15 protein-coding genes and 1 other RNA gene are annotated in these 19,264 nt (G+C 68.4%); 11 read left to right on the top strand and 5 right to left on the bottom strand.

Features of this window, described 5'->3' with window-relative positions; translation table 11 throughout:
* Positions 1 to 20: 20 nt before the first annotated feature.
* Complete coding sequence (locus PV764_RS10445; RefSeq protein ID WP_421116567.1) at positions 21 to 2,972, top strand: autotransporter outer membrane beta-barrel domain-containing protein; 2,952 nt, start codon at positions 21 to 23, stop codon at positions 2,970 to 2,972.
* Between the two features lie 87 nt (positions 2,973 to 3,059).
* Here the strand turns inward: PV764_RS10445 and PV764_RS10440 are convergent, their stop codons facing one another.
* The 3 genes from PV764_RS10440 to PV764_RS10430 form a co-directional block, all read right to left on the bottom strand.
* Positions 3,060 to 4,445, bottom strand: coding sequence for an FAD-binding oxidoreductase (locus tag PV764_RS10440; protein ID WP_421116566.1), 1,386 nt, complete (start codon positions 4,443 to 4,445; stop codon positions 3,060 to 3,062).
* 85 nt (positions 4,446 to 4,530) lie between these two features.
* The gene (locus PV764_RS10435) at positions 4,531 to 4,956 is read right to left on the bottom strand and encodes a YraN family protein (RefSeq protein WP_399618624.1); all 426 of its coding nucleotides are present in this window, start codon (positions 4,954 to 4,956) and stop codon (positions 4,531 to 4,533) included.
* Positions 4,905 to 6,626: a penicillin-binding protein activator gene (locus PV764_RS10430; RefSeq protein ID WP_046272762.1), complete on the bottom strand. Its 1,722-nt coding sequence runs from the start codon at positions 6,624 to 6,626 to the stop codon at positions 4,905 to 4,907. The genes PV764_RS10435 and PV764_RS10430 overlap by 52 nt, the downstream gene beginning before the upstream one ends.
* Positions 6,627 to 6,705: 79 nt before the next feature.
* On the opposite strand from PV764_RS10430, the gene rsmI reads away from it, so the two are divergent.
* On the top strand, positions 6,706 to 7,527 hold the full coding sequence (gene rsmI, locus PV764_RS10425) for a 16S rRNA (cytidine(1402)-2'-O)-methyltransferase (protein ID WP_421116565.1): 822 nt from the start codon (positions 6,706 to 6,708) through the stop codon (positions 7,525 to 7,527).
* A gap of 323 nt (positions 7,528 to 7,850) precedes the next feature.
* On the opposite strand, the gene rnpB is transcribed toward rsmI, so the two are convergent.
* Positions 7,851 to 8,201: RNase P RNA component class A (gene rnpB, locus PV764_RS10420), an RNA gene on the bottom strand.
* Between the two features lie 26 nt (positions 8,202 to 8,227).
* Positions 8,228 to 9,004 (bottom strand): NRDE family protein, encoded by a 777-nt coding sequence (locus PV764_RS10415; protein ID WP_421116564.1) that lies wholly within the window; start codon positions 9,002 to 9,004, stop codon positions 8,228 to 8,230.
* A gap of 324 nt (positions 9,005 to 9,328) precedes the next feature.
* Here PV764_RS10415 and mraZ point away from each other — a divergent pair, with 324 nt between their 5' ends.
* From mraZ to murG, 9 genes are read left to right on the top strand one after another with little or no spacing between them, the layout of a single operon-like run.
* Entirely contained in the window at positions 9,329 to 9,775 is a 447-nt protein-coding gene (gene mraZ, locus PV764_RS10410; RefSeq protein ID WP_019182494.1) for a division/cell wall cluster transcriptional repressor MraZ, read from the top strand.
* Between the two features lie 14 nt (positions 9,776 to 9,789).
* Positions 9,790 to 10,758 (top strand): 16S rRNA (cytosine(1402)-N(4))-methyltransferase RsmH, encoded by a 969-nt coding sequence (gene rsmH, locus PV764_RS10405; RefSeq protein WP_284128366.1) that lies wholly within the window; start codon positions 9,790 to 9,792, stop codon positions 10,756 to 10,758.
* Entirely contained in the window at positions 10,755 to 11,018 is a 264-nt protein-coding gene (gene ftsL, locus PV764_RS10400) for a cell division protein FtsL (RefSeq protein WP_019182492.1), read from the top strand. Before rsmH ends, ftsL begins: the two co-directional genes overlap by 4 nt.
* Entirely contained in the window at positions 11,015 to 12,859 is a 1,845-nt protein-coding gene (locus PV764_RS10395) for a peptidoglycan D,D-transpeptidase FtsI family protein (RefSeq protein WP_019182491.1), read from the top strand. The genes ftsL and PV764_RS10395 overlap by 4 nt, the downstream gene beginning before the upstream one ends.
* Positions 12,856 to 14,358 carry a UDP-N-acetylmuramoyl-L-alanyl-D-glutamate--2,6-diaminopimelate ligase gene (locus PV764_RS10390; protein WP_421116563.1) on the top strand — a complete coding sequence of 501 codons (1,503 nt, stop codon included), beginning with the start codon at positions 12,856 to 12,858 and terminating at the stop codon, positions 14,356 to 14,358. Before PV764_RS10395 ends, PV764_RS10390 begins: the two co-directional genes overlap by 4 nt.
* On the top strand, positions 14,355 to 15,749 hold the full coding sequence (locus PV764_RS10385) for a UDP-N-acetylmuramoyl-tripeptide--D-alanyl-D-alanine ligase (protein ID WP_421116562.1): 1,395 nt from the start codon (positions 14,355 to 14,357) through the stop codon (positions 15,747 to 15,749). Before PV764_RS10390 ends, PV764_RS10385 begins: the two co-directional genes overlap by 4 nt.
* Positions 15,739 to 16,824 carry a phospho-N-acetylmuramoyl-pentapeptide-transferase gene (gene mraY, locus PV764_RS10380; protein ID WP_019182488.1) on the top strand — a complete coding sequence of 362 codons (1,086 nt, stop codon included), beginning with the start codon at positions 15,739 to 15,741 and terminating at the stop codon, positions 16,822 to 16,824. The genes PV764_RS10385 and mraY overlap by 11 nt, the downstream gene beginning before the upstream one ends.
* Positions 16,824 to 18,152 (top strand): putative lipid II flippase FtsW, encoded by a 1,329-nt coding sequence (gene ftsW, locus PV764_RS10375; RefSeq protein WP_421116561.1) that lies wholly within the window; start codon positions 16,824 to 16,826, stop codon positions 18,150 to 18,152. The genes mraY and ftsW overlap by 1 nt, the downstream gene beginning before the upstream one ends.
* The gene (gene murG / locus PV764_RS10370; RefSeq protein ID WP_421116560.1) at positions 18,149 to 19,243 is read left to right on the top strand and encodes an undecaprenyldiphospho-muramoylpentapeptide beta-N-acetylglucosaminyltransferase; all 1,095 of its coding nucleotides are present in this window, start codon (positions 18,149 to 18,151) and stop codon (positions 19,241 to 19,243) included. The genes ftsW and murG overlap by 4 nt, the downstream gene beginning before the upstream one ends.
* Positions 19,244 to 19,264 lie beyond the last annotated feature (21 nt).

The following is a 19,264-nucleotide window of genomic DNA, read 5'->3' as shown; positions in this document are numbered from 1 at the left end:
GACAAAAAGAGACCCCCCACATGCGACCCCATCACATTCACTACTCAGCGCTGGCCATGGCCCTCGCCGCCGTACTCGCTGCAGGCATTCCCGGGCAGGCACACGCGCAGCAGGTCATTGCCGACGGTGATGAGCAAACCCCTGCAGCGGGTGATTACAGCGCAACCGGCGTGGGCAATCATGCCTTCCATGCGCTCAACGGCGGCAGCATCGTGCCGCTGGGTGCGGTCAACGTGAGCGCCAGCGGCGGTGGCGCATCCGCCGCCCGTGCCGAAGGAACTGGCAGCCGTATTGAACTGAACGGCTCGACCTTGGTCACCACCGGCTTTGGTGCCACCACGGCGCTGGCGACGACGGGAGGTGAACTGCATCTGACGGCGACCGACGTCATCAACAAGGGCACCGGCATGGGCGTTGTGGCGCATACCGGCAGCCAGGCCACGCTGCAGGATGTAAACATCCGCATGGAGGGTGTGTCGTCGGTCGGCCTCGCCGGTGGCGGTGACATCACCATGACCGGTGGCTCGATCTCGGCGATGGGGCTGGGTAGCCGCGCGGTGTCGGCCACCGGTGCGAACATGGTGCTGTCCGATGTGGCGATCGAAGGTGAATCGGGTATCTGGCTGCAGGACAACAACCAGCTTGAACTTGCAGGAAGCACGGTGAGTGCCAAGGGCATTGCGCTGGACATCAATGGTCGCGGCAACACGGTCACCGTGGCCGACTCCACACTGCACAGCACCGGCAACGGGGTTGGAACCGTGGTCATGTTTGCCGATTCGACACTGGCGATGTCACGCAGTGCGATCATCAGCGAGGGAGATCGTGCGGTCGGCATCGATGTGCGAGCCGGCACCGCGGATCTGGAACGCGTGGATGTGACCACGTCCGGCGAGAGCAGTCATGGGCTGTATGCCGACTTCACCGCCTTCGGCGCGAGGGCGACCATCAACGCACGCGCTGCCCAGGTCCACACCTCTGGTAGCGGTGCGATTGGCGCGGTGGCGCGCCAGGGCGGCAACCTCCACCTGCAGGACAGTGTCATCCTCACTGAAGGACAGCAGGCGCACGGCGTACTGACCGGTGGCGGCGGTGGGATGACATTGACCAACACGCACGTCCGCACCGAAGGCGAAGGCGCGTGGGCCGCGGTGATCAACGACAGCGGCAGTCTGGGCATCGACGGTGGTTCGCTGGCAAGCGCGCAGCATGGCGGCGTATGGGTGCGCAGCAGCCGTGATGCAGGGCTGACCCTGGCCAACGGTGCATACGTATCGGGTGGCAACGGCATTGCCATCGCGCTGGATGCAGCAGTGGCCGGGCGTTTTGACGTGGTGTTGGATGTTCACTCGCAGATGGTCGGCGACATCGTCATCACGCCCGAGGACGAGGACGCCGGCCTGGTGCCGCAGTCCGATGTGCACGTGCGCCTGGCGGACGGATCGCTGTGGCAGGGGTCTTCCGACCTGGTGCAGACGATGGCGATTGAACGCGGCAGCCAGTGGACGCTGACCAGCGATGCCACGGTGGGTGAACTGCAGGTGCTCAACAGTGGCGTGGCGTTGTCCGACGGCAGTGGTCGATTCAACACGCTCACCGTGGACGGTGACCTGCACAGCGAAGGTGCGACGTTCCTGTTCCAGGGGGCGCTGGGCGGTGACCACAGCGCCTTTGATCGCCTGCATGTGCGTGGCGATACCTCGGGAGACGCGAGGATCGCGGTGAAGAACATGGGTGGTGTCGGCGGCCAGACGACCGACGGCATCCAGCTGATCGAGGTGGACGGCGCATCGCTGGCGACCTATGCGCTGGCCGGGCGTGCAGTGGGTGGTTCCCATGAGTACTTCCTGTTTCAGGGCGGGCTTGCCGATCCTTCCGATGGCAACTGGTACCTGCGCTCGCAGTGGTTCGATGTCTGCAAGGACGATCCGGGTGCGCCGGGCTGCGCGGTCGATCCGGGCCCGGGTCCGGGGCCTGACCCGGGTGAAGGCGGCGAAGAAGGTGAGGGCGGCGAAGAAGGCGAAGGTGGCGACTCCCCGGTGATTCCGGCGCCGGTGCTGCGCCCGGAGGCAGGTGCCTACCTGGCCAATCAGTCGGCCGCCATCAACATGTTTGCCCATCGCCTGAACGACCGTGTTGGCGCGGTGTCGCTACAGGACGGCCCCACTGCCTGGGCGCGCGTGGGCCGCCAGCAGGCGGATTTCAGCGCGGTGGGCGGTCAGCTGTCGGTGGATGGCAATACGTCGGTACTGCAGATCGGCAGCGACGTGCTGCGCCGGGGTAACGCGGCCTTTGGCGTGATGCTGGGCAGCGGCCGCACCGACAGCACGGTAGTGTCCGGGCTGACCGGCTACAGCGCCAAGGGTCGCGTCCGCGGTAACGCGGCAGGGGTGTACGGCACCTGGATGCAGGATGCCGATGGCACGCAGGGTGCCTACATCGATGCAAACCTGCAGTACGGCCGTTTCGACAACCGGGTGCAGGGCATCGGCCTGGAGCCGGAGCACTATGATTCGCGCGTGGCCAGTGCGTCGCTGGAGACCGGCTACACCTTCAATGTGTGGCAGGGCGCCGCCAGTGCGCTGTATGTGCAGCCGCAGTTGCAGCTGACGTATGCAGACTACCGCGCCGACCGCCATGTGGAGAGCAACGGTACAGTGATCGACCGTGCCGAAGCCGGTGGCCTGAGCGGGCGTTTGGGCGCGCGCGTGTTCGGCCATGGCACCGCAGCCGGCAACATCGTGCAGCCGTACCTGGGCGTCAACTGGCTGCGTGGCAGTGGTACCAGCACGCTGCAGTTCAACGGTGACACGCTGGGCGCGGAGGTGCCGCGCAACCGCTACGAGGTGCAGGCCGGTGCCGAGTTGAAGCTGGGCCAGCGCTGGGGCGCATGGGGTGGCATGACCGTGCAGCGCGGCGACCACGGCTACCGCAACGTGGGTGGCCAGGTGGGTCTGCGCATGGCCTGGTAAGCAGTGTGGGTGGGGTCGGATCCCAGTGCTTGGCAGTGGGATCCGACGCCGGGCAATCGGTAGCGCCGGGCCATGCCCGGCGGATCGTTAAGCCGGCGGCAGCACCTTGCCCGGGTTGAGGATGCCATCCGGGTCCAGCGCGGCCTTGATCGCGCGCATCGCCGCCAGCGTTTCCGCGGTGAACGCCTTGGCCATGAAGTCGCGCTTGGCCAGGCCGATGCCATGCTCGCCCGACAGCGTGCCGCCCAACGCCAGCGTCAGTTCGAAGATCTTCGGCAGCGCGGCATGCGCGCGTGCGTTCTCGTCGGCGTCGTCGGGGTGGTAGAGGATGTTGACGTGCAGGTTGCCGTTGCCGGCATGACCGAAGGTGACGATGGTCAGCGTGTACTCGTGCGCTAGTGCCTGCACGCCGGCCACCAGCTCCGGAATGCGCGATACCGGCACCACCACGTCTTCGTTGATCTTGCCCGGGGCGATGCTGCGCAGCGCGGGCGACAGCGCCTTGCGTGCAGCCCACAGTTTTTCGCGCGCGGCCCCTTCCATGGCCACGTCCAGCGCGATCATGCCGTCACCCTCGGCAGCAGCAGCCAGCGCCTGCAGCAGATAGGGCAGGGTGTCGTGGTCGCCATCGGCCTCGACCAGCAGCATCGCACCGGCCTCTGGCACGTCGGCGCCATTGAGCCGCAGCAGTTCAAGGCTGCGCGCGTCCATGAATTCCAAGCGCGTGGGAACGACCGGCTGCGACATCAGGCGTGACACGGCAGCGGCGGCCGCGTCGGCATCGCGGTACAGCACACGCAGCCCGGCTTGGCTGACCGGCAGTGGGGTAAGCTTCAGCGTGGCTTCCACGATCAGCGCCAGCGTGCCTTCACTGCCCACCAGCAGGTGGGTCAGGTCGTAACCGGTGGCGTCCTTGGTGTAGGCGCCACCGCAGCGGATCACCTCGCCGGCACCGGTCACCGCCACCAGGCCCAGCACGTTGTCGCGGCTGGTGCCGTACTTCACCGCGCGCGGACCGCCGGCATTGCAGGCCAGGTTGCCGCCGATGCTGCAGATCTCGGCGCTGGAAGGATCCGGTGCCCAGAACAGGCCGTGCGGTGCCAGTGCCTGCTGCAGCGTTCCGTTGAGCACGCCCGGCTGCACCACCGCGCAGCGGTCACCGGCGCGGATCTCGACGATGCGGTCCATGCGGGTGAACGACAGCACGATGCTGCCGGGCGACGGCACCGCAGCGCCGGTGGTGCCGGTACCCGCGCCGCGCGCGACCAGGGCCACGCCATGCACGCGGCAGGCACGCACCAGCGCCTGCACCTGTTCGATGTCTGACGGCAGTGCCACCGCAGCCGGGCGCTGGTGCCGCCAGGAGTTGTCCTGCGCATGTGCGTCCAGTGCGCTGTCATCGGTGCGCCAGCCGTCCTCGCCAAGCAGGGCATGCAGGGTGGCAGCGAACGCAGCGGGCAGGGCGGTGGTCATCATCGGGTCCGGGTATCGGCTGGGGCACATCGGCGCGGCGCACCCCGACGGCGGTGGAATGAGGCGCGGGTAACGCTCGCCGGCATCAGCAGTCTTCCAACCGGAACGCGTCGCGCAGCCAGTTCAGCTGCGGCGGCTCGCCACTGGCTTCAACCACGTCGAAGCGGCAGGGCTGCTCGGCCAGCCAGGGATGCGATTGCAGGAACAACTGCGCGGCGATCACCAGCTTGCGTCGCTTGCGCAGGTCCACCGAGGCCGCGCCGCCGCCAAAGCGGGCACTGGCGCGGTAGCGCACTTCCACGAACACGACGACATCGCCGTCGCGCATGATCAGGTCGATTTCACCGCGGCGATAACGCGCGTTGGTGGTGACCGGGCGCAGCCCGGCCTCACGGAGATGGTGCTGCGCGGCGGCTTCCACCGCCGCGCCACGTAGCGCGCGCCCTGTCGGCACGCCGATCAGTTGCTGCTGGCGATCGGCATCGGCCGGCCGCCGCTGAAGGTCGACCATGCCGGTACCCGCAGCACGTTGCCGTTGCTGTCCAGGAACAGGGTGCCGGTGGCGCCGGCCAGGCCGCCTTCGGTGGCGACCTTGTCCAGGTAGGCGCTGATCTTCCAAGCGTCGAAACCAAACGCGAACAGCCGACCGGAGGCGCCACGTGCCGAGGGCAGGATCTGCCCGGCGGTGGACGCGGCTGGCAGGCCGGGCACGCCGCGCACGTTCCAGGCTTCGTTCGGGTAGACGATGCCGTCCAGCGCCATGTCTTCTTCGGGCTTGCCGGCGCCGACGGTGAGCTGGGAGGTGCCGACGCGGGTGGCGCCGCCCGCACCGGCCAGTGCGAGTTGCGGCGTCAGCGCACGCGCCTGCGGTGCCTTGACCGCCAGCAGCACGCCGTCGATGGCACCGGCTGCACGCACCTGCGCGCCGATATCACCGACGGTGTCGCTGACGCCGATCGTCGCCACCACCTGGCCACCACGCTGCGCGAAGCGCTCGCGGAAGGCGGCAGCGGCACGGCGGCCGTTGTCATCGTTGCTGTGGATCACCAGCACCTTGCTGCGCTCGCGGCCGCGAAGATACTCGGCGGCGATGATGCCGTCGTCTTCCGGGGCCAGCGAGAAACCGGCGCTGCCGGCCGGCGGGGTGTCCTTGCCGCGGTTCAGCGCCAGCACCGGCACCGGCAGCTCGCGGCGGCCGAACACGGCATCCACTTCGTCGCGGCCGAGCGGGCCGACGATGAAATCGGCGCCGGCGGTCACGGCCTTGTCGTAGGCCGCAACGGCCCCGGCCGCGGTGCCGGCGGTATCGATGAACTGGATGTCCGGGCGGCGGCGGGTTTCACCGTAGTAACCGCTGAGCAGGCCATCGCGGACCGGCTGCGCAGCGGTGGCCAGGCGGCCGCTGAGCGGCAGCAGCACGGCCATCTTCACCGGTGGCCGGTAGCCATCGCTCATGGCCGGCGGGCGCTTGCTGGTATCGAACTGCGAGGCGGCTTCGCGATCGAACGGACGCGGCAGAGGCAGGCCGCGGGCGATCAGCGCACGGCCGGCGAAGTTGTACAGCGGCTCATTGGCCGGCAGGGCGGCGGCGCGGGCGCGCAGGGTGGCATCGTCCAGCGTGCCGAGCAGCCCGGCGATGGCCTGCTGGTTGTCGCTGCGCGCCTTGCCGGTCAGTGCGGCGTGCGCACGGGCGCGCTCAAGCGCGGCACCGAGGTTGTCACCCGTGGCCTGCAGCGCGTTGGCGCGGGCCAGCTGCCAGCGCGTGCGCAGCGAGGGGGTGACCGCATCGGCCGAATCCTTCAGCGCGGCCAGCGCCTGCGCCGGCTGCTTGTCGGCCAGCGCCAGTTCGGCGGTGGTCAGCTGGTAGCGCTGCAGGCTGGCGCCGCTGAGCTGGCGCGCGGTGACCTGGGCCAGCAGGGTGCGGGCACGGGTGGCATCGCCGGCTTCGTGCCAGGCAAAGGCGGCATCGGCCAGGGCAGCGCTGCGGGCACTGCCGCGCAGGGTGTTGGCCAGCGCTTCAAGCTGGAGCGCCGCATCGCGCGGCTTGCCCTGCTCGATCAAGGCCAGGGCCTGGCTCTGGGCCGGCGATTCCGGCGCGCTGGTGAAGCTGGTCGTGGCGCAGCCGGCAAGCAGCATCAGCGACAACGAAAGGGCGGAGATCCTTACGACGGGCTTGTTCATGATCAGGTCCATTCGATGGGGGCAGCGGCCGTGGCCGGGGAACGGTACGATTCTACCCTTGACCACGGAAGAGCCGCTGATGAGTGCTGTCCCCACGCTGTATGTCGTTGCCACCCCGATCGGCAACCTCGCCGATCTGACCCCGCGGGCACAGGACGTGCTGCGTTCGGTGGCCGCGATCTGCGCCGAGGACACCCGCCGCAGCGGCCAGCTGCTGGCCCACTTCGGCATCCAGCAGCCACTGGTGGCGCTGCACGATCACAATGAGGAAGCGCTGTCGCAGCGGATCGTGGCGCGCCTGCTGGCCGGTGAGTCGCTGGCGCTGGTCAGCGACGCCGGCACCCCGCTGGTGAGCGATCCGGGCTACCGCCTGGTCCGCGCCGCGCGCGAAGCCGGGATCAAGGTCAGCCCGGTGCCCGGCGCCTGCGCCGCGATTGCCGCACTGAGCGTGGCCGGGCTGCCCAGCGACCGCTTCACCTTCGAAGGGTTCCTGCCGGCCAAGGCCTCCGGCCGCCGCGAGCGCCTCAACGCGCTTGCCGGTGAGACCCGCACCCTGGTGTTCTACGAATCCTCGCACCGGATCACCGAATCGCTGGCGGACATGGTCGCCGCGTTCGGGCCCGAGCGGCCGGCGGTGCTGGCCCGCGAACTGACCAAGCTGTTCGAGACCGTGCTGGACGGCGACCTGGCCTCGCTGCTGCAGCAGGTCGAGGCGGATGACAACCAGCGCAAGGGCGAGTTCGTGGTGATGGTGCAGGGCGCGGCCGACAATGAGGAGGCTCAGTTGGCCGCCGGCCGCCGCATGTACGCCAAGCTCAGCGAACACCTCCCGCCGTCCACCGCAGCCAAGCTCGCCGCCGAACTCACCGGTGCCCCCAGAAAAGCCCTGTACGGCGGTTGATCGGCCGGTCGCGCCACCCCATGGGTGGCTGCACGCGGTGCCAAAGAAGGTAGAGCCACCCCATGGGTGGCTGCACGCGGTGCCAAAGAAGGTAGAGCCACCCCATGGGTGGCTGCACGCGGTGCCAGAACGTGAGGCAGCCACCCATGGGGTGGCTCTACCGCGCGGGCAGATTGAATGCCGGCCCACGCCAACCGTCTGGATGCACAGCCCCCTTTAGTAAAGGGGGGCGCAGCGACAGCCGCGGGGAATGGGGCGCTGGTGGCCCGGGGCCCCAGGTTTGCGCTGCAAACCTTGGGGCTTTTTCGTCATGACGAAAAAAGCGGCGGAGCCGGCCGATAAGCCGGGTTTTGTCGTGGACAGTCATTCTTCTAGGCGCTGCGTCACCGCAGCGCTCAAGCAACCTACCCGGACCCGACGCGGGCCACGCCATTAGGTCCCTATTTGGTCTTGCTCCAGGTGGGGTTTGCCGTGCCGGTCTGTTACCAGACTCGCGGTGCGCTCTTACCGCACCATTTCACCCTTACCGGCTTCCCGAAGGAAACGTAGGCGGTATCTTTCTGTTGCACTTTCCGTCGGCTCGCGCCGCCCAGGCGTTACCTGGCACCTTGCCCTGTGGAGCCCGGACTTTCCTCGGCATCCGCAAGGGATGACGCGACTGTCTGGCCGACTCCGCCGCGCGCATTGTCCCACATTCACGTCACCTCGGCGCAGACAGCCGCGTGGTCGTCAGCCGGGTCTCGCCGATGCAGTCACCCTCCGCATCGAACCGGCGCTCGGCGATGAAGCCGTGGCCGTTGGCGTCCAGCGCGATGATCGTGCTGGCGCGGGTGCCGTACTCGGGGCTGCGGATGAAGGCGGAGGACAGCCAGCGCTCGCGCGCCAGGCCGATGCCGGTGTCGGGCAGGGCGCGGTCGTCGGCGCGGGTCTCATCGCGCAGGGCGTCCCACAGCGGGGTCAGGTCCTCGCTGCCGGCGTCCACCCACGCGCGCAGCGCTGCGTTCAATGTCACGGTTTTCGGCCACGGCGCGTCCAGCGGCCCGTTGGACACGCCATGGATGCCCGGGGCCAGCGGTTGGCGGTGCAGGGGATGGTTGCCCAGGAACTGGCAGCTGTCGCGGTCGGCCAGCACCAGGTTGAAGGGGGCGAATTCCACCGCGCGCGCGGCGAGCTGGTCGGCGAAGACGGCGGCCGGCGCGTCGTCGCGCAGGTAGCCGGCCACCAGGGCGCCGCGCGAGGGGCCGGCCTGCCGGGCCAGCGGGTCGCGGACGTTGGTCACCACCGCCATCCGGCCCTGCCCGCCGATCCCGGCCCAGGTCCCGCCCGAGCGCAGGTCGCGGCCGGCGGCCACGGCCTCATCCGGCGGAGACCAGCGTGCCAGCGCGGCAGTGGGCCGCGCGTGGAACTCATCGCGGTTGCCGGCCATCACCAGCTGCCAGAGGGGGTGTGTTTTCCATGCGAGGGCGAGCAGACACATGCCTCACATTGTGCCGGTTCTGCGCAGCGGCGAGACGATGCCGACCGCGTCAGGACTGAATACGCGGCGATGTTTCACGCCGTCTCCACAGGCCTGAACTTCGGCGAAATCTCAAAAAATGAGACGAAACAGCAACTTGTGGATAAGCCTTGAACAAGTCTCTAAACATTGCTGCAAGCCCTTGATGTTCAAAGTGATTTCCCCTTCGCAAAGTTGTTGACAACCCAGTCGGCACTGCTAAGGTGGGCATCAGAGGGGAAACCGGGTTTTTTGTGGTTTTTCGTGGTTCAATGTTTCACCAGGCGAAGGAAAGGTGAAAACGTCGTGTTTCAAGGCGAGACGGCCATCACTGTTGACGACAAAGGGCGCATGGCGGTTCCGACCGCGCATCGCGACCTTGTCGCGCGTGTGAGCAACAACCGTCTGGTCCTGACCTACAACCCGTTCGAGTCCGGCTGCCTCTGGCTGTACGCCGAACAGGAATGGGAACGCGTCCGTGATGACGTCATGTCCAAGCCCAACACACAGCGCGTCGTGCGCCTCCTGCAACAGAAGCTGGTCGGTTCGGCCGCGCATCTGGAGCTGGACGGCAACGGCCGCATCAGTATTCCCGCCAGCCACCGTGGTGCCGTTGGCATTGAAAAGAAGGCGGTGCTGCTCGGTATGGGCGACAAATTCGAATTGTGGAGCGAGCAGGCTCATCGCGCGTTGATCCAGCAGACGTTGTCTGACGAGGATCTCGGCGATGGGTTGCTCGACCTGAAGTTGTGAGCCGGGGTGCCCGGATGCGCGGAGCAGCGCAGACCGGTCACCTTCCGGTGTCGCAGTCGCCGGCAGGCCACCTGCCGGTCCTGTACACGCAGGTCCTGGATGGCCTGAAGGTGATCGAAAACGGAGTGTATCTCGATGGCACGTTCGGTCGTGGCGGTCACGCCCGCGGCGTGCTCGAGCAACTCGGTCCCGGAGGCCGGCTGCTGGTCATGGACAAGGATCCCGAGGCGATTGCGGTAGCCGAGCGTGATTTCGCGCCGGACCCGCGCGTCTCGATCTTCCGTGGCAGCTTCGCCGATCTGCTGCACTGGGATGCCACCGCGCAGGGCCTGGATGGCGTGCTGTTCGACCTGGGCGTGTCCTCGCCCCAGCTGGATGTCGCCGAGCGCGGCTTCAGCTTCGGCAAGGACGGCCCGCTGGACATGCGCATGGACCCGGACAGCGGCGAAAGCGCGGCGCAGTGGCTCAACCGTGCCGAAGAGCGCGAAATCGCCGATATCCTGTGGACCTATGGCGAAGAGCGCCAGAGCCGGCGCATCGCCCGCGCGCTGGTGGCCCGCCGCGAGAAGCAGCCGTTCAGCCGCACCGCCGAACTGGCCGATGCCATCGCCGCCGTGATGCCGCGTGGCAAGGACAAGATCAACCCGGCCACGCGCAGCTTCCAGGCGATCCGCATCCACATCAACCGCGAACTGGCCGACCTCGAGGCCGGCCTGGATGCCGCCCTGGCGCGCCTCAAGCCCGGTGGCCGCCTGGCCGTGATCAGCTTCCATTCGCTGGAAGACCGCATCGTCAAGCAGTTCATGAACCGCCATGCCAAGGCCCCGCCGAGCAACCGCCGGTTGCCCGAGGCGCAGCCGTTCGTGCCGACCCTGGTGCTGCACGGCGGCGCCATCAAGGCCGACGATGACGAGCTGGCGGTCAATCCGCGCTCGCGCAGCGCCGTGCTGCGCGTCGCCGAGAAGTGCGAGGTGGCCGGATGAGCCGCCTGCTGTTGATCGTGCTGCTGGCCTGCACCGTCGCCTCGGCGATCGGCGTGGTGTTCATGCGCCATCGCCACCGCCAGACCTTCGTGGAGCTGTCCCGGGTCGAGCGGGCGCGCGATGAGATCAACATCGAGTTCGGTCGCCTGCAGCTCGAGCAGGCCACCCTGGCCGAGGCCACCCGGGTCGACCGCGTCGCCCGCGAGCGCCTGGGCATGAAGTTCCCCGAAGCGGCCGATGTCGTGGTGATCCGGCCATGAACAAGTCCGGGCGCAACCGTGCGCGCAACAGCTTCAACCTCCGCCAGCGCCTGAAGTGGGTGGGGCTGGCGCTCGGCTTGTGCTCGGTCTCGCTGGTCGGCCGCGCCGCCTACGTGCAGATCATCAACAGCGAGTTCTACCAGCGCCAGGGCGAAGCCCGTTACCTGCGCGAGCTGCCGATCAACACCTCGCGCGGCATGATCACCGACCGCAACGGCGAGCCGGTGGCGGTCTCCACGCCGGTCGCCTCGATCTGGGTCAACCCGCAGGAACTGCTGCGCGCGCCGGACCGCATCCCGGAGCTGGCCACCGCGCTGGGCATGCCGCTGGACGAGCTGACCTCCAAGCTCTCGCAGAAGGCGGACAAGGAATTCATGTACCTGCGCCGCCGGATCAATCCGGACGACGCGGAGAAGGTGGTCGCGCTGAAGATCCCGGGCGTGGCCTCGCAGCGCGAGTTCCGTCGCTTCTACCCGCAGGGTGAGGCGATGGCGCACGTGCTGGGCTTCACCAATATCGACGACCGCGGCCAGGAAGGGCTGGAACTGGCCTTCGACGAATGGCTGCGCGGCAAGGCCGGTGCCAAGCGCGTGATCCGCAACCGCAAGGGCGACACTGTCGAAAGCGATCTGCTGCGCGCCGCCGAGCCGGGCAAGGACCTTACCCTCAGCATCGACCGCCGCATCCAGTTCCTGGCCTTCAAGGAGCTGCGCAACGCGCTGATCGCCAACAAGGCGGCCGGCGGCTCGATGGTGATCATGGATGTGGCCACCGGTGAAGTGCTGGCCATGGTCAACCTGCCGACCTACAACCCCAACGCCGTCGGCGGCGCGGCACCGGACACCCGTCGCAACCGCGCGGTGACCGATCTGGTCGAGCCCGGCTCGACCATGAAGCCGCTGACCATCGCCTCGGCGCTGCAGTCCGGCGTGGTCACCAAGGACACCACGGTGGATACCAACCCGGGCTACATGGCCGTGGGCCGGTTTACCATCAAGGACGTGCCGCGCAACAACGGCGTGCTCAACGTCACCGGCGTGATCACCCGCAGCTCGAACATCGGCGCGGCCAAGATCGCGGCCAAGATGCCGGACCAGGTCTTCTACGACCACGTGCACAGCTTCGGCTACGGCGTGTCGCCGCACAGCGGCTTCCCCGGCGAATCGGCCGGCGTGCTGCCGCGCCCGGCACGCTGGAGCGGCTCGTCCAAGACCACCATGTCCTACGGCTACGGCCTGAATGTCACCCCGCTGCAGATCGCCACGGCGTACTCGGCGCTGGGCAACGGCGGCAAGTTGATCGCGCCGACCTTCGTCAAGGGCCAGCGCAACGAAGGCAAGCAGATCATCGATGAGAACATCGCCAAGGAAGTGGTGGCGATGATGGAAACCGTGGTCACCCAGGGCGGCGCCAAGCAGGCCGCGGTGCTGGGCTACCACGTGGCCGGCAAGACCGGTACGGCCCGAAAGGCCGGCCCGGGCGGGTACGAGCGCGGGCATTACAACGCGCTGTTCGCCGGGGTGGTGCCGGCCACCAACCCGCGCTTTGCCACGGTGATCGTCATCAACGACCCGCAGGCCGGCAAGTACTACGGCGGCCTGGTGTCCGCACCGGTGTTCCACAACGTCATGGAAGGCGCCCTGCGCCTGATGGACGTGCCGCCGGATGACATCGAGTCGTGGCTGGCCGCGCAGCAGTCCGGAAAGATGGGTCACTCGGCCTCGGTGCTGCCGATGCCGCCGCCGGAAACGGTGATCGCTCCCGACGCCGCCGCAGAATTCGATGCCGCGCTGCCCAGCGCGCACGCCACGGTGCCGCCCGCGCAGGGAGGCACCCAATGAGCCAGACGATGTTGCTTTCGCAGTTGCTTCCCGATGTGGCGCTGAGCCACGATCCGACCCTCACCGGCCTGGTGCTGGACAGCCGCGCGGTGCGCCCGGGCAACGCCTTCGTGGCGATCGCCGGTTTCGGCGCGCACGGGCTGGGGTTTGTCGACCAGGCGCGCGCCAATGGCGCTGCAGCGATCCTGTTCGACCCGCCGGCCCCGGCCGAACTGCCGGCGCCGGCCGATGCGATCGCCGTGCCGGGCCTGCGCAACCGCATGGGTGCGATGGCCGACCAGTTCCACGGCCATCCCTCGCGCGCGATGACGATGGTCGGAGTGACCGGCACCAACGGCAAGACCTCCACCGTGCAGCTGCTGGCCCAGGCCTGGCACCTGCTCGGCACCGCCAGTGGCAGCATCGGCACGCTGGGCGTGGGTCTGTACGGCGACGTCGTGCCGACCGGGTTCACCACGCCGCTGGTGCTGCAGATGCATGAGGTGCTGGCGCAGCTGCGCGATGCCGGCGCCCAGGCCGTGGCGATGGAAGTCAGCTCGCACGCGCTCGACCAGGGCCGCGTGGACGCCGTGCATTACGACGTGGCGGTGTTCACCAATCTCACCCGCGACCATCTCGACTATCACGGTGACATGGCGCAGTACGGTGCGGCCAAGGCCAGGCTGTTCCACCGCGATGGCCTGAAGGCTGCCGTGGTCAACCTCGATGACAGCTTCGGCAGCGAGCTGCTGCGCACCGTCGGCGCGAGCGTCCGCCCGATCGGCGTCAGCTCGCGCGGTGCCGCACAGGCCAGCCTGCGTGCCGATTCGCTCACCCTGGATGGGCGCGGCATCGCCTTCGACCTGGTGGTCGACGGCCAGCGCCATCCGGTGCAGTCGCCGCTGCTCGGCCGTTTCAACGTGGACAACCTGCTGGCCGTGGCCGGTGCGCTGTATGCACTGGACCATGCCCCGGCCGCGATCGCCGCGCTGCTCTCGCAGCTGCAGCCGATTGCCGGCCGCATGAACCGCCTGGGCGGCGAGGGTGGGCTGCCCACCGTGGTGGTCGATTACGCCCACACCCCGGATGCGCTGGAACAGGCCTTGACCAGCGTGCAGGGCCATCTGGCCGGCCGCCTGGTCTGCGTGTTCGGCTGCGGCGGCGAGCGCGATACCGGCAAGCGCCCGCAGATGGCCGCCATCGCCGAACAGCATGCCGACGTGGTGATCGTCACCGACGACAATCCGCGCGGCGAAGACGGCGACGTGATCGTGGCCGACATCCTCAAGGGATTTGACGCACCCGCGGCCGTCACCGTGCAGCGCGACCGTGCCGCCGCGATCGCTGCTGCGATCGGCCAGGCCGGCACGGGCGACATCGTGCTGATCGCCGGCAAGGGACATGAGCCCTACCAGGAGATCCACGGGGTCAAGCACGCCTTCGACGACACCGAGGTGGCCGGCCGAGTGCTGGCCGCGCGCGTAGACAACGCGGGCACGCTGCGCAGGGAGGCCCCATGAAGCGCACACCGCTGTCGCTGATCGCCCATTGGGCCGGTGGCGAGATCCATGGCGAAGACACCGCCATCGATGCGATCAGCAATGACACCCGCACGCTTGCCCCGGGCAGCCTGTACGTGGCGCTGCGCGGCGAGCGTTTCGATGGTCATGATTTCGCAGCCGACGCCCTGGCGCGCGGTGCTTCGGCGATGCTGGTCGAGCGCCTGCTGGATGTGGCCCTGCCGCAGATCGTGGTTGCCGACAGTGAGCACGCCCTGGGCCGCATCGCCGCCGGCATGCAGCGCGACCGCGGCACCGAGGTGTTCGCGATCACCGGCAGCAACGGCAAGACCAGCGTCAAGAGCCTGCTGCTGGCGATCCTGGAGCAGGTGGCACGGGACGACCGCAAGGTGGTCTACGCCAACCCGGGCAACCGCAACAATGAGATCGGCCTGCCGCTGGCGGTGCTCGATGCGCCGGAAGATGCCGACTACGCCGTCTACGAGATGGGCGCCGGCAAGCCGGGCGATATCGCCTATCTCACCGAGATCGTGCGCCCGCACTACGCGCTGGTGAACAACATCGCCCCGGCGCATCTGGAGCGCATGGGCAGCCTGCAGGGCGTGGCCACCACCAAGGGCGCGATCTATGCGGCGCTGCCCTCCGATGGCGTGGCCGTGATCAATGCCGATGACGCCTTCGGGATCTGGTTCGAACAGCACATCGTCGGCCAGCCACCGCGCTGCCGCGTGCTGCGGTACGGCCTGGACCACAGCGCCGATGTCAGCGCGCGTGCGATCCGCCCGGCCGCGCAGGGCAGCCAGTTCGTGCTGTCCACGCCGCAGGGCGATGCAGAGATCACGCTGGGCCTGCCGGGCCGGCACAACATCAGCAACGCGCTGGCCGCCGCCTCGCTGGCGCTGGCCGCGGGCATCACGGTGGCGCAGATCGCCGCCGGGCTGGCCCGCGCCGAGCCGGTCCCGGGCCGCCAGATCGCGCACCAGCTGCCGAGCGGTGCGGTGCTGGTCGATGACAGTTACAACGCCAACCCGGGCTCGCTGGCGGCCGCCATCGATGCCCTGGCCGGCGCGAAGGAAGAAGGCTGGCTGGTGCTCGGCGACATGCGCGAACTCGGCCCGGACGGCGAGGCGCTGCATGCGCAGGCCGGCCGCCGTGCGCGCGAGGCTGGCCTGGCGCGGCTGTACACGCTCGGTCCGCTGAGCGCCGCCGCCTCGACCGCCTTCGGTGAAGGCGGCCAGCATTTCCAGAGCCACCAGGCCCTGGCCGCCGCGCTCGCCACCGAACTGCATGCCGGCGTGCGCTGCCTGGTCAAGGGCTCGCGTGGCAGCGCCATGGACACGATCGTCAAAGCGCTGCTCGCGCAAGGAGAGGAAACCCCCAATGTTGCTTGAACTGGCCCGATGGCTGCAGCAGTTGGAGAGCCTGTTCGGGCTGTTCGGCTACCTGACCCTGCGCGGCATCCTCGCGGCGCTGACCGCCCTGTTCCTGTCGCTGTGGCTCGGCCCGGCGATGATCCGCAAGCTTGCCCAGTTCAAGGGCGGCCAGCCGATCCGCAAGGACGGGCCGCAGACCCATTTCTCCAAGGCCGGCACGCCGACCATGGGCGGTTCGCTGATCCTGCTGACGATCACGCTGTCGGTGCTGCTGTGGGCCGACCTGCGCAACCGCTATGTCTGGCTGGTGCTGGCGGTGATGCTGTGCTTCGGTGCGATCGGCTGGTACGACGACTGGATCAAGATCGTCCGTCGTGATCCCAACGGCCTGAAGTCGCGCTGGAAGTACCTGCTGCAGTCGATCTTCGGCCTCGCGGCGGGTCTGTTCCTGTTCTACACCGCCGATGTCCCGGCGGCGATGACGTTCTACATCCCGATGTTCAAGTCGATCGCGTTGCCGCTGGCCGGCATCAGTTTCGTGGCCATCGCCTACTTCTGGATCGTCGGCTTCTCCAACGCGGTCAACCTGACCGACGGCCTGGACGGGCTGGCGATCATGCCGACCGTGCTGGTCGCCTGCGCGCTGGGCGTGTTCGCCTACGCCTCGGGCAACGTGGTGTTCTCCAGCTACCTGCAGATCCCGCAGATCCCGGGCGCCGGTGAGCTGGTCATCATCTGCGCGGCGATCGCCGGCGCAGGGCTGGGCTTCCTCTGGTTCAACACCTATCCGGCCATGGTCTTCATGGGCGACATCGGCGCGCTGGCGCTGGGCGCGGTGCTGGGCACGATCGCGGTGATCACCCGCCAGGAACTGGTGCTGGTGGTGATGGGTGGCGTGTTCGTGATCGAGACGCTGTCGGTGATGATCCAGGTCGCCTCGTTCAAGCTGACCGGCAAGCGCGTGTTCCGCATGGCGCCGATCCACCACCACTTCGAACTGAAGGGCTGGCCGGAGCCACGCGTGATCGTGCGCTTCTGGATCATCTCGGTCGTGCTGGTCCTGATCGGCCTGGCCACGTTGAAGGTCCGCTGATGAACGACCTCTCGCGCCAAGCCACCCGCCTTGAAGCCATCGGAGGCCACTTCGACAAGTGGCTGCTGGGCGCGATCATCGCGCTCACCGGGCTGGGCGTGGTGATGGTCGCGTCGAGCTCGATCGCGCTGATGAGCAGCCCGTTCTACTACCTCAACCGCCACCTGATCTTCCTGGCGGTGGGTATCGGCCTGGCGATCATCGCCATGCGCACCGAGCTCAAGAGCATCGAGCAGTACAACCAGATCCTGCTGCTGGGCTGCTTCGCGCTGCTGGTGGTGGTGTTCATCCCGGGCCTGGGCAGCAGCGTCAACGGTGCCCGCCGCTGGATCAACCTCGGCATCTCCAAGTTCCAGACCGTCGAAGCGGTCAAGGTGCTCTACATCGTGTGGCTGTCCAGCTACCTGGTCCGCTTCCGCGATGAGGTCAATGCCACCTGGCCGGCGATGCTCAAGCCGCTCGGCGTGGCCGGCGCGCTGGTGGTGCTGCTGCTGCTGCAGCCGGACTTCGGTTCGTCCACGCTGCTGCTGGCCATCACCGCCGGCATGCTGGTGCTGGGCGGGGTCAACATGCCGCGCATGTCCATGCCGGTGATCATCGGCATGGTGGGCATGAGCGCGCTGGCGATCATCGAGCCGTACCGCATGCGCCGCATCACCTCCTTCCTGGACCCGTGGGCCGACCAGCAGGGCGACGGCTACCAGCTGTCCAACGCGCTGATGGCCGTGGGCCGCGGCGAGTGGACCGGCGTGGGCCTGGGCAACTCGGTGCAGAAGCTCTATTACCTGCCCGAAGCGCATACCGACTTCATCTTCTCGGTCACCGCCGAAGAGCTGGGCTTCCTCGGCACCTGCCTGATCATCTCGCTGTACGCACTGCTGGTTGGCCGCACCTTCTGGCTGGGCATGCGCTGCGTGGAAATGAAGCGCCACTTCTCCGGCTACATCGCCTTCGGCATCGGGCTGTGGATCAGCATGCAGAGCTTCGTCTCGATCGGGGTCAACCTCGGCATCCTGCCGACCAAGGGCCTCACCCTGCCGCTGATCTCCTCCGGCGGCTCGAGCGTGCTGATGACCTGCGTGGCGATGGGCCTGCTGCTGCGCGTCTCCTACGAACTGGATCGCGCCGAGCGCCGCCAGGCCGTGCGCATGGGTGCCGACCAGGAGGGTCCGCTGCCGGGGGATGCGCCCAGGGCCGAGAGCGCCAGTGCGGTCGCTGCCGCGATGCAGGACAGCGGCAACCGTGATGCCGCACCGCGCGACAGCTCCACCCGTGGCACCAGCCGCATGCAGCAGCGCATCGAGCCGACGCTGGGGAGGATGGGATGAGCACGCCTCGCCTCGATCCGTCCCGTCGCCCGGTCATGATCATGGCCGGTGGTACCGGGGGGCACATCTTCCCGGGCCTGGCCGTGGCCAAGGTGCTGCGCGAGCGCGGCGTGCCGGTGACCTGGCTGGGTGCCGATGGCGCGATGGAAACGCGCCTGGTGCCGCAGCACGACATCCCCATCGACACGCTCGCCATCGGCGGCCTGCGCGGCAAGGGCAAGCTGGCCCTGCTCGGCGCGCCGCTGCGGCTGCTGCGTGCGATCCGCGCGGCCGGCTTCCTGATCCGCGATCGCCAGCCGCGTGCGGTGATCGCCTTCGGTGGCTTCGCCTCCGGCCCCGGCGGCATCGCCGCGCGCCTGCATGGCCTGCCGCTGCTGGTGCACGAACAGAACCGCGCCCCGGGCATGACCAACCGCGTGCTGTCGCGCGTCGCGCGCCGCGTGCTGGCCGGTTTCCCGGGCAGCTTCGCCAAGCGCGAGGAAGCGGTCGGCAATCCGGTGCGTGCCGAGATCGCCGCGATCACGCCGCCGGATCTGCGCCTGGCCAATCGCCAGGGCCCGTTGCACCTGCTGGTGCTCGGTGGCAGCCAGGGCGCACGCGTGCTCAACAACGCGGTGCCCAAGGCGCTGGCTGCACTGGGCGCCGGCATGCCGGTGCAGGTGCGTCACCAGAGCGGCGAGAAGCTGCATGCCGAAGCGCTGCAGGCCTATGCCGATGCCGGCGTGCAGGCAAGCGTGGAACCCTTCATCGCCGATATGGCCGAGGCGTTCGCCTGGGCCGATCTGGTCGTGTGCCGCTCCGGTGCCTCCACCCTGGCAGAGCTCTGCGCGGTCGGTGTGGGCAGTGTGCTGGTGCCGTTCGCGGCGGCCGTCGACGATCACCAGACCCGCAATGCGGAGTATCTGGTCGAGCGCGGCGCGGCCGTGTTGCTGAAGCAGGGTGAAACGCTGGCGACGCAGTTGGAAGGCGTGCTGCGCGATCTGTCCGAAAATTCCGCCCGACGCATGCAGATGGCCAACGCCGCGCGTGCCCTGGCCAAGGTCGATGCCGCCGAGCGCATCGCCGACATCATTCTCGAGGAATCCAAATGAACACCGCTACGCGCGCCAGCC

It is taken from the genome of Stenotrophomonas sp. AS1 (assembly GCF_048957655.1).
Lineage (GTDB): Bacteria > Pseudomonadota > Gammaproteobacteria > Xanthomonadales > Xanthomonadaceae > Stenotrophomonas > Stenotrophomonas bentonitica_A.
The sequence above is the reverse complement of the archived record's forward strand: the minus strand, read 5'-3'. Positions and strand labels throughout refer to the sequence as shown.

Excerpts from the sequence above, each read along its gene's own strand:
- murG (WP_421116560.1), top strand. The coding sequence starts at position 18,149 with ATGAGCACGCCTCGCCTCGATCCGTCCCGTCGCCCGGTCATGATCATG.
- PV764_RS10395 (WP_019182491.1), top strand. The coding sequence starts at position 11,015 with ATGAACAAGTCCGGGCGCAACCGTGCGCGCAACAGCTTCAACCTCCGC.
- rsmH (WP_284128366.1), top strand. The coding sequence starts at position 9,790 with ATGCGCGGAGCAGCGCAGACCGGTCACCTTCCGGTGTCGCAGTCGCCG.
- PV764_RS10430 (WP_046272762.1), bottom strand. The coding sequence starts at position 6,626 with ATGAACAAGCCCGTCGTAAGGATCTCCGCCCTTTCGTTGTCGCTGATG.
- PV764_RS10415 (WP_421116564.1), bottom strand. The coding sequence starts at position 9,004 with ATGTGTCTGCTCGCCCTCGCATGGAAAACACACCCCCTCTGGCAGCTG.
- PV764_RS10445 (WP_421116567.1), top strand. The coding sequence starts at position 21 with ATGCGACCCCATCACATTCACTACTCAGCGCTGGCCATGGCCCTCGCC.
- PV764_RS10435 (WP_399618624.1), bottom strand. The coding sequence starts at position 4,956 with ATGGTCGACCTTCAGCGGCGGCCGGCCGATGCCGATCGCCAGCAGCAA.
- mraY (WP_019182488.1), top strand. The coding sequence starts at position 15,739 with ATGTTGCTTGAACTGGCCCGATGGCTGCAGCAGTTGGAGAGCCTGTTC.
- PV764_RS10390 (WP_421116563.1), top strand. The coding sequence starts at position 12,856 with ATGAGCCAGACGATGTTGCTTTCGCAGTTGCTTCCCGATGTGGCGCTG.
- ftsL (WP_019182492.1), top strand. The coding sequence starts at position 10,755 with ATGAGCCGCCTGCTGTTGATCGTGCTGCTGGCCTGCACCGTCGCCTCG.
- PV764_RS10385 (WP_421116562.1), top strand. The coding sequence starts at position 14,355 with ATGAAGCGCACACCGCTGTCGCTGATCGCCCATTGGGCCGGTGGCGAG.
- PV764_RS10440 (WP_421116566.1), bottom strand. The coding sequence starts at position 4,445 with ATGACCACCGCCCTGCCCGCTGCGTTCGCTGCCACCCTGCATGCCCTG.
- ftsW (WP_421116561.1), top strand. The coding sequence starts at position 16,824 with ATGAACGACCTCTCGCGCCAAGCCACCCGCCTTGAAGCCATCGGAGGC.
- rsmI (WP_421116565.1), top strand. The coding sequence starts at position 6,706 with ATGAGTGCTGTCCCCACGCTGTATGTCGTTGCCACCCCGATCGGCAAC.